This is a genomic window from Streptomyces sp. NPDC058000, from assembly GCF_042886435.1.
GTDB lineage: Bacteria > Actinomycetota > Actinomycetes > Streptomycetales > Streptomycetaceae > Streptomyces.
Window position 1 is genome coordinate 1 of sequence record NZ_JBHVQS010000109.1, and the last position, 13,998, is coordinate 13,998.

Here is a 13,998-nt window from a genome sequence, read left to right on the forward strand (position 1 = left end):
CAACTCACCACCACCCTCCACCCCAAAATCACCGCCACCCACCACCTCCACCACCTCACCCAAAACCACCCCCTCACCCACTTCATCCTCTTCTCATCGATAGCCGGCACCATCGGCAACGCCGGACAGGCCAACTACGCTGCCGCCAACACCTACCTCGACGCCCTCGCCCAGCACCGTCGCGCCCGCGGACTGCCCGCCACCTCCCTCGCCTGGGGACTGTGGGGGGAGAGCGGGATGGGTGCCGCGCTGGAGGGGGCCGAGCTGGCGCGGATGCGGCGGATCGGGGTGGTCGCGATGGCGCCGGACGAGGCGTTGCGACTGTTCGACGAGGCGCTGGGCAGTGAACGGCCCCTGCTGGTTCCGGCGCGGATCGACACCGCCGCGTTGCGTTCGGGGTCCGGGCCGGTCCCGTCCGTGCTGCGTGACCTCGTCCGTGGGGCTGTCGGGGCCGTCCCGTCCGCCGGGGCGCGCAAGGCGAGCGGTGGTGGTCAGGCCCCGGGCGGGCGCGACACCGGGAACGGGGGCGGCGCGGGCGCGACGCCGGCCGAGCTGCTGGCCGGGCGACTCGTCGGCCACGATGCCGAAGAGCAGCGCGAGGTGACGCTGGACCTGGTGCGTTCCGCGATCGCGGGTGTGCTGGGGCGCGGCGAGCCGGCCGCCGTGCCGGAGGACCGCGGGCTGCTCGACCTGGGCTTCGACTCGCTCACCGCGGTGGAGCTGCGCAACCGGCTCAGTGTCGAGACCGGGTTGCGGCTGTCGACCACGCTGGTCTTCGACTATCCGACGGCCGGGGCACTGGCCGCACACCTCCGGGATGAGTTGGCGCCGGCGGTCGCCGCACTGGCGGTGCCGGGCACGGGAGAACCGTCCGACGCGACGGTGCTCGCCCAACTGGACCTGATCGAGGCTTCTCTGCCGGCCCTGGCCGGTGACGCTCCGGCCCGCACCGCGGTCGCGGACCGCCTCCGGGCCGTACTGCGACAGCTGGGCTCCGGGGCCGAGGCGGGGGCGGGAACTACGGTCGCGGACCCCGGCAGCCCCGGCAGTCCCGGCGATCCCGTCGACCTGGACGGCGTTCTCGGTGCCCTGGGCGCCAACGGCACGGTCGGCGCGGACGGGCTGGACGCGGCCACCGACGACGAGATCTTCCGGCTGATCGACACCGAGCTCGGGACTGAGTGACGGAGTAACCGAGCGACCGGGTCACGGCCCTCACCACCTGGAATGTCAAGGAGAGTTGACGTCGCATGGCGAACGAGCGCACACCGAACGACGGCACCGGGAACGACGGCGCGGGGAATGCGCGAAACGACGGCACGACCCAGGTGCCCCCGTCGAACGAGGAGAAGTTGCGCGGCTACCTGAAGCGGGTGACCAACGACCTGCTTCAGGCCCGGCAGCGGCTGGCGGAGGTCGAGTCGGCCGGCCGGGAGCCCATCGCGGTCGTCGGGATGGCCTGCCGTTATCCGGGTGGGGTGAGCTCGCCCGAGGAGCTGTGGGAGCTGGTGACCGGAGGCCGGGATGCCATCGGGGAGTTCCCCGCCAACCGCGGTTGGGATCTCGACCACCTCCACCACCCCGACCCGGACCACACCGGCACCTCCTACGCCCGGCACGGCGGGTTCCTGTACGAGGCGGACCACTTCGACGCGGAGTTCTTCGGGATCAGCCCGCGGGAGGCGTTGGCCGTGGACCCGCAGCAGCGGTTGCTGCTGGAGACCGCCTGGGAGGCGTTCGAGCGGGCGGGCATCGATCCGGTGTCGCTGCGCGGCAGCCGAACCGGGGTGTTCGCGGGGGTCATGTACGACGACTACGGGTCGCGGATGCACACGTTCCCGGACGGCTTCGAGGGGTTCATCGGCACCGGCAGCGCGGGCAGCGTCGCCTCCGGCCGGGTGTCGTACACCCTCGGGTTGGAAGGGCCCGCGGTCTCGGTGGACACCGCCTGCTCTTCGTCGCTGGTGGCGCTGCACCTGGCGGCGCAGTCGCTGCGGCAGGGCGAGTGCTCGCTGGCGCTGGCGGGCGGGGTGACGGTCATCGCGACGCCCAATCTGTTCGTCGAGTTCAGCCGGCAGCGCGGGCTGTCGCCGGACGGTCGGTGCAAGGCGTTCGCCGAGGGCGCGGACGGCACGGGCTGGGGTGAGGGCGTCGGGCTGGTCGTGCTGGAGCGGTTGTCGGACGCCCGTCGCAACGGGCATCCGGTCCTGGCGGTGCTCCGCGGCAGCGCCACCAACCAGGACGGCGCGAGCAGTCAGCTGTCGGCGCCCAACGGGCCGTCCCAGCAACGGGTGATCCGGGCGGCGCTGGCCAACGCGGGACTGTCCGCGGCGGACGTGGACGTGGTGGAGGCGCACGGCACCGGTACCCGGCTCGGCGACCCGATCGAGGCACAGGCGCTGCTGGCGACCTACGGCACGGAACATTCCGCCGAGCGCCCCCTGTGGCTGGGATCGTTGAAGTCGAACATCGGCCACACGCAGGCGGCGGCGGGCGTGGGTGGGGTCATCAAGATGGTGCTGGCGATGCGGCACGGCAGACTGCCGCGCACGTTGCACAGCGACCGGCCCACCTCGCTGGTGGACTGGGAAGCGGGCGGGGTGGCGCTGCTGCGCGAGGAGCAGTCCTGGCCGGCGGTGGCCGGGCCGCGCCGGGCCGGGGTGTCGTCGTTCGGCATCAGCGGCACCAACGCGCATGTGATCCTCGAACAGGCGCCGGCCGAGGAGCCGGCCGGAGGTCGGACGGCGACCGCGGGCGGCGGCGCGGGGATGGCAGGGGCAGCGGCACCGACCGTCCCCACGGCCGCCCCGACCGACGGCGGCGGGCTGCCCGCGGTCCCCGATGTCGTGCCGCTGGCCGAGCCGGGCCCCGTGGTGTGGCCGCTCAGCGCCCGCTCCGAGGAGGCGCTGCGGGACCAGGCGGAACGGCTGCGGGAGTTCGTCGCGGCCCGGCCCGAGCTGGGCCTCGCCGACCTCGGCCACTCGTTGGCGACCGGCCGTTCGGCGTTCCCGCACCGGGCCGCGGTCATCGGCCGGGACCGGGAGGCCCTGCTCGGGCAGCTGGCCGGGATCGCCGTGGGCGAGGTCCCCGCGGAGTCGGTGGCCGGCACGGCCGTGCTGTCCGGCTCCCCGAAGCCCGTCTTCGTCTTCCCCGGCCAGGGGTCGCAGTGGGACGGCATGGCGGTCGAACTCCTCGACCACAGCCCGGTGTTCCGGCAGCGGTTGGAGGAGTGCGCCCGCGCTCTGGAACCCCATGTCGACTGGTCGCTGACGGACGTGCTGCGGCGGACCACCGGGGCGCCGTCGCTGGACCGGGTCGATGTGGTGCAGCCCGCGCTGTGGGCGGTGATGGTGTCGTTGGCCGCCCTGTGGGAGCACGCCGGGGTACGGCCGGCCGCGGTCATCGGGCACTCGCAGGGCGAGATCGCGGCTGCCTGTGTGGCGGGCGCGCTCACCGTGGCGGACGCCGCCACGGTGGTGGCGCTGCGGTCGAAGGCGCTGACGGCGCTGGCGGGCGGCGGCGGTATGGCGTCGGTCCAGCTGTCGGCCGAGCGGGTCGCAGAGCTGCTGACCCGCTGGGGTGAGCGGCTGTCGGTGGCCGCGGTCAACGGGCCGGACACGGTGGTCGTGGCCGGCGAGCCGGCGGCGCTGGCGGAGCTGATCGAGACCTGCCGGGCACAGGACGTCCGGGCCCGGGCGATCCCGGTCGACTACGCCTCCCACTCGGCGCACGTGGAGGCGGTGCGGGAACGGGTGTTGGCCGAGCTGGCGCACATCCGGCCCGGCCCGTCGAAGGTCGCGTTCCACTCGACGGTGACCGGCGAGCGGCTGGACACCCGGGAGCTCACCGCCGCGTACTGGTACCGCAACCTGCGGCACACCGTACGGTTCGAACCCACGCTCAGGGGGCTGCTGGCGGCCGGGCACCGGGCGTTCGTGGAGGCCACCCCGCACCCGGTGCTCACCATGGCCGTCCAGGCGACCATCGACGCCGCGGACGTGCCCGGCACGGTGGTCAGCGGCTCGCTACGGCGGGACGAGGGCGGCCCGGACCGCTTCGTGACGTCGCTGGTCGACGCGTACGTGCGCGGGCTGGCGGTGGACTGGTCCGTGGTGTTCGCGGGCACCGGAACCGGCCGCGTGGACCTGCCGACCTACGCCTTCCAGCGACGCCGCTACTGGCTGGACACCCCCGAACCGCGCGGCGACGTGACGTCCGCCGGCCTGGGAGCGGCGGACCATCCGCTGCTGGGTGCGGCGGTGGAACTGGCGGGCGGCAACGGGCTGTTGTTCACCGGACGCATCGCCGGACGCACCCACCCCTGGCTGGCGGACCACCGCCTCGACGGATACCCGCTGGTGCCGGGCACCGCGGTGCTCGACCTGATCCTGCACGCCGGTCGCCGGACCGGGCACCCAAAGCTGCGGGAACTGGTCCACGAGCGGCCGCTGGCCGTGCCCGACAACGACGACCTCCAACTCCAACTGGTGGTGGCGGAGCCGGACGCGGCCGGTGAGCGGCAGGTGACGCTGTACGCCCGCGCCGAGGCGCCGCGGTCCGCGGGTGACGGGACGGCGGGGCCCCGTGCGGGAACGCGTGGTGCGGAGGCCGGGGACGCGGGGACCGGGGGTGCGGAGATCGGGGATACGGCGGCCCTGCCCTGGACCCGGTACGCCACCGCGGTGCTCGCCCCCGACGACAACGCCGCGGACGATCTGCGGGAGCAGGCGGCACTGACCGCATGGCCGCCGGACGGTGCCGTCGAGGTACCCGTGGACGAGATCGAGCAGACGCTGGCCGCGGCCGGCCTCGACCACGGGCCGACGGCGGACGCCCTGCGCCGCGTGTGGCGCTACGGCGACCACGTGTACGCGGAGACCGAACTGCCGGACGGCACGGGCGGAACTTCCGGAGGCACAACCGGAGGCGCAACCGGAGCGGGAACCGGACCGGGAAGCGCAACCGGAGCGGCGGCGGGTTCAGGTGCGGGTGCGGGGCATTCCCTGCACCCGGTGCTGCTGGACGCGGCGCTCCGCCCCCTGGTCGCGCTCGCCGGGCGGGGCACGTCCCCGGGGCCGCGGTTGCCGCGCGCCTGGCACGGGGTATCGGCCTCGGCCGCGGCCGCGGGCAGCGCGACGCTGCGGGTCCATCTGGCACCCGTCAACGGACCGGAGCCGGGGCGACCGGGCCCAGAACCGGGTGAACCGGAACCGGGAGAGCGGGCGGCCGCGCAGTCGGACGACCTTACGGTGCGGGTGCGGATCGCCGACGGGGAGGGCACCCCGCTGGCGGGCGTCGAGACCCTGACGCTGGGCCCGGTGTCGTCCGAGCAGTTGGCGGCCGGCGGCGGGCCTGCCCTCCCGCGCGATGTGCTGCACGCCGTGGACTGGCAGCCCGTCCGGGCCGCCACCGCGCCGGCGGACACCTCGGGCTGGGCGGTCCTCGGCCCGCCCGGGGACGCACCGGTGCCGCAGGACGCTCCCGCGTACCCGGATCTCGCGGCCCTGGCGGCAGCGATCTCGGCGGGCGAGCCACTGCCGGAGGTGGTGATCGCCGCGGTCGACACCACGGCCGACGCCACGGTCGATGCCGAGACCGGCACCACTACCGATGCGGCGGACGCCGCGAACAACGCATCCGACACATCCGCCGCACCCGAGGCACCCGAGGCACCCGAGGCACCCGAGGCACCCGAGGCACCCAACGCTTCCAACTCCTCCGATGCTTCCGACGACGAGACGTCGAACGTCCCCGCACGTGCCGTCGCCACCGCGCAGCACGTCCTGGAACTCGCCCAACTCTGGCTCGCTGACGCTCGGTTCGGATCGTCGCGGCTGGTCGTCCTCACCCGTGACGCCGTGGCCGCCGGGCCACCCGACACCCCGGCACCGGTCCGTCCGGAAGCGGCGCCGGTATGGGGCCTGATGCGCACCGCTCAGCTGGAGGAGCCCGGCCGGTTCGGCGTGGTGGACCTGGACGCCGACGCGTCCCCGGAGACCCTGGCCGCCGCCGTGGCCTCCCAGGAGAGCCAGGTTGCCGTACGCGGCGGCGCGCTGCTCACCCCCCGCCTGGTCCGTCGACAGCCGTCCGGAGAACGGGCCGTGCCGCCGCTCGGTGCCGAGGGCACGGTGCTGGTCGTCGGCAGCGCCGGCCCGACCGCGGCCGCGGTGATCCGCCACCTCGTCCTGCGCCGCGGTGCCCGGCACGTGCTCGCCGCCGTCCCGGCCTCCGAGGAATCCGCTCTTGCGCACTTCACCGCGGAGTTGACCGACCTCGACGTCGGCGGCAATGTCGACGACCTTCACCTCGACGTCGTCCCCTGCGATGCCGCGGACCGCGACGCGCTGGACCGGCTGCTCTCGGCCGTCCCCGCCGACCATCCCCTGACGTCCGTCGTGCATGTCCCCGCCGGCGCCGCGGACGGTCTGCTGTCCTCACGCTCCCCGGCGCAACTGGCCTCGGTGCTGCGGAGCACCGCCGCCGCCGCTTGGAACCTCCACCTCCGCACCCGTCACCGGGACCTGCACCACTTCGTCCTCTTCTCCTCGGTGGCCGGCACCGTCGGCGGGTCGGGCCGGGCCGCGCACGCCGCCGCCGCGGCGTTCCTCGACTCCCTGGCCGGACACCGCCGCGCCGCCGGGCTCCCCGCCCTGGCGCTCGGCTGGGGGCCGTGGGAGCGCAGCGAGAACGTCGATCCGGAACGGGCCCTGCTCGCCGGGTTCGTCCCCCTGCCCGACGCACCGGCGCTCGCCGCCCTCGACGCCGGCACCCGCGCCGAGGACGGGTTCCTCGCCCCGGTCCGGCTGTCCGCTCCGGCACTGCGGGCGCAGGCCGTCGCGGGGGCGTTGCCCTCCGTGCTGAGCACCCTGCACTCCGGTGCCGCACGGCCGGTCAAGGGCGGTGCGTCGCTGCGTCGCCGGCTGGTGGAACTGCCCGCCGAGCAGCGTCACGAGACGGTGCTGGCGCTCGTCCGGCAGCACGTGGCCGCGGTGCTCAAGCACGAGTCGCCGGACACGGTGCGCGCCGACCGGGCGTTCAAGGACATCGGCTTCGACTCGCTCACCGCCGTCGAACTGCGCAACCGGCTCAGCACCGCCACCGGCCTGCGGCTGACCGCCACCATCGCCTTCGACCACCCCAGCCCGACCGCACTCGCCGCACACCTCCTGACCGAGATCCTGGGTACCGGCACAGACGATGCCCAGGGCGCCCCGGCCGCCACGACCGGCAACGGTGGCGGCCGGGACACCGACGACCCCATCGCCATCGTCGCCATGAGCTGCCGTTTCCCCGGCGGCATCGCCACCCCCGAGGATCTGTGGCGGCTGGTGGCCGCCGGCGGCGACGCGATCACCGGCTTCCCCACCAACCGCGGTTGGGACCTCAACGCCCTCTTCGACCCGGACCCGGACCACGCGGGCACCTCGTACGCCCGTGAGGGCGGCTTCCTGCACGACGCCGCCCTGTTCGACCCGGAGTTCTTCGGCATCAGCCCCCGGGAGGCGCTGGCGACCGATCCGCAGCAGCGGCTGCTGCTGGAGACCGCCTGGGAGGTGTTCGAGCGGGCCGGCATCCGCCCCGATCAGCTGCGCGGCACGCGCACCGGGACCTTCGTCGGCATGGTGGGCACCGACTACGCCGCCCGCCTCTCCTCGGTGCCGGACGATCTTGAGGGGTACCTCGGGATCGGCAGCGCCAGCAGCGTCGCGTCCGGCCGACTGGCCTACTCGTTCGGGCTCGAAGGTCCGGCGGTGAGCGTGGAGACCGCCTGCTCGTCGTCGCTGGTCGCGCTGCACCTGGCGGCCCAGTCGCTGCGCCGGGGCGAGTGCGACCTCGCGCTGGCCGGCGGTGCCACCGTACTGGCGACGCCCGATCTGTTCGTCTGGTTCAGCCGGCAACGCGGACTGTCCGCCGACGGACGGTGCAAGGCGTTCGCCGCGGGCGCGGACGGCACCGCGTTCGGCGAAGGCGTCGGCCTGCTCCTCCTGGAACGGCTCTCCGACGCCCGGCGCAACGGCCACCAGGTGCTGGCCGTGGTCCGCGGTTCCGCCGTCAACCAGGACGGCGCCAGCAACGGCCTGACCGCCCCCAACGGGACCGCCCAGCAGAAGGTCATCCGGCAGGCACTGGCCGATGCCGGCCTGGCCGCGGCCGACGTGGATGCGATGGAGGCCCATGGCACCGGGACCGCCCTGGGCGACCCGATCGAGGCCCAGGCCATCCTCGCCACCTACGGCCAGGACCGCCAACAGCCGCTCCGGCTCGGCTCGTTGAAATCCAACATCGGCCACACCCAGGCCGCCGCGGGCGTGGGCGGCGTCATCAAGATGGTGCTGGCGATGCGGTACGGCGTACTGCCCCGCACCCTGCACGTCGACGCCCCGACCCCGCACGTGGACTGGGAAGCCGGCGCGGTGGAACTCCTCACCGAGGACCGGCCGTGGGAACCGGCCGGCCGGCCGCGCCGGGCCGCGGTCTCCTCGTTCGGCATGAGCGGCACCAACGCCCACGCCATCATCGAGGAACCCCCACTGGCCGACCAACTGCCGCCGCCCGCAACCGACGAGGCCACGCCCGCCGAGCCCTGGCTACCGCTGGTGCTGTCGGCGCGTGACGCCGCCGCCCTCCGCGAACAGGCGAACAACCTGCGGGAACTCCTCACCCAACGCCCGCAACTACCGGCAACCCCCATCGCAGCAACACTGGCCACCCAACGAGCAGTATTCGAACACCGCGCCGTGATCACCACCGAAAACCGCAACGAACTCCTCACCGCACTGAACACCATCGCCACCGGACAAAGCAACGACAACCCACACATCATCACGGGCATCGCAAACGGCCCAGGGACCACGACCACCGGCGGGAAGACCGCTTTCCTCTTCTCCGGCCAAGGCAGCCAACGCCCCGGCATGGGCCGCGAACTCGCCGACCGGTTCCCCCTCTTCGCCCAGGCACTCGACGAGGTCTGCGAACACTTCACGCCGCATCTGGAACAGCCCCTCAAGGACGTGATGTGGGCGGAGGAAGGCAGCGAACAAGCCGCACTACTGGACCAAACGCAATACGCCCAACCCGCCCTCTTCGCCCTAGAGGTCGCCCTCTACCGCCTGGTCACCGCATTCGGAGTGGAACCGGACTACCTCACCGGCCACTCACTGGGCGAACTCACCGCCGCCCACCTCGCCGGCGTCCTCAACCTCACCGACGCCACCACCCTCATCGCCGCACGCGCCCGCCTCATGCAAACCGCACCCACCGGCGGCGCCATGATCGCCCTCAACACCACCGAAGAACACATCACCCCCCACCTGAACAAACACCTCTCCCTCGCCGCCATCAACAGCCCCACCTCACTCGTCATCTCCGGCGACCACCACGCAGCCCACACCCTCGCCGAACAACTCGCAGAGCAAGGCATACGCACCACCGCACTACGCGTCAGCCACGCCTTCCACTCCCCCCACATGGACCCCATCCTCGACGAGTTCCGAACCATCGCCGCCACACTCACCTACCAAACCCCACGCATCCCGGTGCTCTCCAACGTCACCGGCCAAGTCGCCACCGCCGAACAACTCACCGATCCGGACTACTGGACCCACCACATCCGCACCACCGTCCGCTTCGCAGACACCCTCACCACCCTGGACCAACACCACACCACAACCACCTACCTCGAACTCGGACCCACCACCACCCTCACCCCCCACATCCACACCACCACCAACAACACCACCGCCACCAGCAACAACAGCCCACTCATCGCCTCCGCCCTCAACCACCGCACCAACGAAATCCACGCCCTCACCACCACCCTCGCCACCCTCCACACCCACACCACGCCCCTCACCTGGACCCCCTACTTCAACCAGACACCCACCACACCCGCCGACCTCCCCACCTACCCCTTCCAACACCAGCGCTACTGGCTCGACACCCCCAAAACCACCAGCGACACCACCAGCCTCGGACTCACCCCCAACCACCACCCCCTCCTCGGCGCAACCATCGAACTCGCCGACGGGAAAGGACTGTTGCTCACCGGACGGCTCACCGCCGGGCCCCCGTACGGAGTGGGGGCCGACCCCGGTGCGCTGGTCGCGGAGCTGGCGTTGCACGCTGCCACGCGCAGCGGCTGCGGTGCGGTCGACGAACTGACGATGCACCGTCCGCTGACGCTGCCGGCGGAAGGTTCGGCCGATGCGCTGAACCTTCAGGTGTCGGTGGGTACCGCGGACGACGCCGGTCGGCGCACCGTGGCCCTGTCCGCGCGGCTGGAGCACGCGGACCTCACGGCGGAGGAGGCACCGCCGTGGACGCGCCACGCCACCGCCGTCCTGGCGCCGTCGCCGGCCGCGCCGCAACCGCCGGTGGACGAGGTGGAACGGGCCTGGCCGCCGGCCGGTGCGGCTCCGCTGGACGGTGCGGAGCTCGGGGCGTTCCTCGACGCCGTGGGTCCGGTGGCGGTGCACGGTGCCTGGCGGTCGGGCGGTGCGCTGTACTACGAGATCGAGCTGCCCGCGGAGTCCGGTGAGGAGGCCGCCGACCCGGACGGGCCTCACGGGTATGCCGTCCATCCGACGCTGCTGGCCGCGGTGTTCGGCGGCGCCGGCTTCACCGCGGACGCGGAGTGGTCCGGGACCACGGTCGATGCGTGGCGTGGGGCCCGGCTGTACGCGGTCGGCGCGTCGGTGCTCCGCGTACAGGTGACGTCCGCGGACGAAGCCACCGGCGGCGACGGCACCCGCCGTACCGTCGAGGTGGAGTTCGCGGACGCGGTGGGCGCGCCGGTGGGCGCCATCGCCTCACTCACCCTGGCCCCGGTCGCCGGACAGCCGGCGGCGAACGCGCACCGGGCGGCGCCCCTCTACGCCCCCGCCTGGCTGCCGCTACCTGCCGGAACTACCGACTCCGCCGGGTTGCAGCAGCGTTGGGCGCTGGTGGGCGACACGGGCATCCCCGCCGGGACGCGTGCATACGCCGGCTACCCGGACCTCGCCGCACTGCGCACCGCCGTGGTCGAGGAGCACGCCCCGGTTCCGGACGTGGCCCTGATCGGTCTGGCCGCAGGCTCTCCCGACGATGTTCCGCAGGCCGTCCGTACCACGGCGTGCGCCGCCCTGGAGCTGGTGCAGGAGTGGCTGGCCGAGCCCGCGTTCGCGGGGACCCGGCTGGTCGTGGTGACCCGGGGAGCGGTGGCGGCGGGTGAGATCGGCGATGTGCCGCAGCTCGCCAAGGCACCGGTGTGGGGGCTGGTCGGCTCGGCGCAGACGGAGCATCCGGACCGGTTCGTCCTGCTGGACCTCGATGACGCGGAGGCGTCTCTCCGGGCGGTGCCCAGCGCGCTGGCCACCGGGCTGGCCCGGCTGGCGATCCGCGCGGGCCGGGTGCTGGAGCCGGTGCTCGTCCGTCGCCCGCAGCCGCCCGCGACACCGCAGGACCGCTGCGCGCCGGGCGCCGCCCCGGACGGGACGGTGCTCCTCACCGGCGGTACCGGTGCGATCGGTGCCACGCTCGCCCGCCACCTGGTCGCCCGGCACGGCGTGCGGCAGTTGCTGATCGCCGCACGGCGCGGGGCCGAGGCGCCGGGCGCCGCGGAACTCGCGGCCGAGCTGACCGGGCTCGGCGCCACCGTGCGGATCGCCGCCTGCGACGTCGCCGATCGCGCCGCGCTCGCCGAACTCCTCGGGTCCGTCCCGGAGCGCCACCCCTTGACGGCGGTGTTCCACCTCGCGGGTGTACTGGACGACGGGGTGATCGCCGCCCAGTCCGCGGACCGGCTGGCGACCGTGCTGGCCCCCAAGGCCGACGCGGCATGGCACCTCCACCAGCTGAGCCTGGAACTGGGCATGGATCTACGGGAGTTCGTGATGTTCTCGTCGGCGTCCGGCCTTCTCGGCGGCGCCGGGCAGAGCAACTACGCGGCCGCCAACACCTTCCTGGACGCGCTCGCCGCGTACCGCCGTTCGCTGGGGCTGCCCGCGGTGTCACTGGCCTGGGGCACGTGGGCGCCGAGCGGGGGCATGACGGACCAACTGTCGGCGGGCGATCTCGCGCGACTCGGCCGCAGTGGTCTGGCGCCGCTCTCGACCGAGCAGGGCATGGCGCTGCTGGACGCCGCACGGGCCGACGCGGCCCGCGGCGAGGCCGACGGGGTGCTGCTGCCCGCCCGCCTGGACTTCGCGGCGCTGAGCGCCCAGACGACAGCGGGCCAACTGCCGCGCGTCTTCGGCCGGCTGGTGCGCACCGCACCGCGCCGAGCGGCGGGACACCGCGCCGAACCGTCCGCGCGCCCCGGCGAAGGGCTCGCGGCGCTGCCGCCCGCGGAACGCGAGACGGCGCTGTTGGATCTCGTCCGCACCCACGTCGCTCAGGTCCTGGGACACGGCAAGCCGGAGAAGGTGGGCCGGCAGGCCGCGTTCAAGGAGATCGGTTTCGACTCGCTGACCGCGGTGGAGCTGCGCAACCGGCTCAACGCGGCGACCGGGCTGGGGCTCCAGGCGACGCTGGTCTTCGACCATCCCACCCCGGACGCCCTGGTCAGCCATCTGCGGGGCGCGCTGTGGCCGGACGAGCCGGCGGCGAACGACCGGTCGGCGCACGCCGAACTGGCCGCGGTGGAAGCGGTGCTCGCCGCCCACGAGTCGGGCGACCCCGCCCACACCGAGGTCATGGCGCGGCTGCGCGCACTGATGAGCCGATGGGGATCCGAGGACGGCGCGGACGCGGTGACGCAGCCCGACGAGGACCTGTTCACGGCAACGGACGAGGAGCTCTTCGAGGCCCTCGACCAGGAGATGGGGACCACGTGAGGCGTGCGCCCCGCCCCGCGTCCGGGCCGCACCGGACGTGCGGCCCCGGCCGGACGCACCGCCCCGACCCAGGTGTCGTCCCGGTATCCGCACCACCACCCAGCAGGGAGCGATGACCACCGATGTCGAACGAACAGAAGCTCCGTGAGTACCTCCAACGCGCCACCGCCGACCTCCGTCAGGCCAACCGACGCCTGCGACGGCTGGAATCGGAGCGCCACGAACCGATCGCGATCGTCGCGATGAGCTGCCGCTTCCCCGGCGGGGTGGAGACGCCCGAGGACCTGTGGCAGCTGATCGCGGACGGTGGCGACGCGATCTCCGGGTTCCCCACCGACCGGGGCTGGGACCTGGACGCCCTCTACGACCCCGATCCCGACCGGCCGGACCGCTCGTACGTCAAGGAGGGCGGTTTCCTCACGGACGCGGGTGGGTTCGACGCCGCGTTCTTCGGGCTGGGCCCGCGGGAGGCGGTGGCGACCGATCCGCAGCAGCGGCTGCTGCTGGAGACCGCCTGGGAGGCCGTGGAGCGGGCCGGAATCGATCCGGCGACGCTGCGTGGCAGCCGCACCGGGACGTTCGTCGGGATGACCGCCCAGCGCTACGCCCCGGACCGCCAGGACGTGCCCCGCGAGTACGAGGGCCACATCATGACCGGCAATGCGACCAGCATCGCGTCGGGCCGGCTCGCCTACGCCCTCGGGCTCGAAGGGCCGGCGCTGACCCTCGACACCGCGTGCTCGTCGTCGCTGGTGGCGCTGCACCTGGCCGCCCAGTCGCTGCGCCGGGGCGAGTGCGACCTCGCGCTGGCCGGCGGGGTGACCGTGTTGTCCACGCCGGACCTGTTCATCTGGTTCAGCCGGCAGCGTGGGCTCGCCCCCGACGGGCGCTGCAAGGCGTTCGCGGCCGGAGCGGACGGCACGGCGTGGGGCGAGGGGATCGGCATGCTGCTGGTGGAGCGGCTGTCCGATGCCCAGCGCAAGGGCCATCGGGTGCTGGCAGTGCTCCGCGGATCCGCCGTCAACCAAGACGGCGCCAGCAACGGCCTCACCGCCCCCAACGGGACCGCCCAGCAGAAGGTCATCCAACAAGCACTGACCGACGCCCGCCTAGCCGCATCGGAAATAGACGCCGTCGAAGCCCACGGCACCGGCACCACCCTCGGCGACCCCATCGAAGCCCA

3 protein-coding genes are annotated in these 13,998 nt (G+C 73.6%); all 3 read left to right on the forward strand.

Features of this window, described 5'->3' with window-relative positions:
- A partial coding sequence (locus tag ACFVT2_RS42500) for a KR domain-containing protein (protein WP_390027661.1) occupies positions 1 to 1,185 on the forward strand: 1,185 nt, incomplete at its 5' end.
- 65 nt (positions 1,186 to 1,250) lie between these two features.
- Positions 1,251 to 12,815: an SDR family NAD(P)-dependent oxidoreductase gene (locus tag ACFVT2_RS42505; protein ID WP_390027663.1), complete on the forward strand. Its 11,565-nt coding sequence runs from the start codon at positions 1,251 to 1,253 to the stop codon at positions 12,813 to 12,815.
- A 122-nt stretch (positions 12,816 to 12,937) separates the two neighbouring features.
- A partial coding sequence (locus ACFVT2_RS42510; protein ID WP_390027665.1) for a beta-ketoacyl synthase N-terminal-like domain-containing protein occupies positions 12,938 to 13,998 on the forward strand: 1,061 nt, incomplete at its 3' end.

Coding starts and splice junctions, on each gene's coding strand:
- ACFVT2_RS42505 (WP_390027663.1), top strand. CDS start 1,251: ATGGCGAACGAGCGCACACCGAACGACGGCACCGGGAACGACGGCGCG.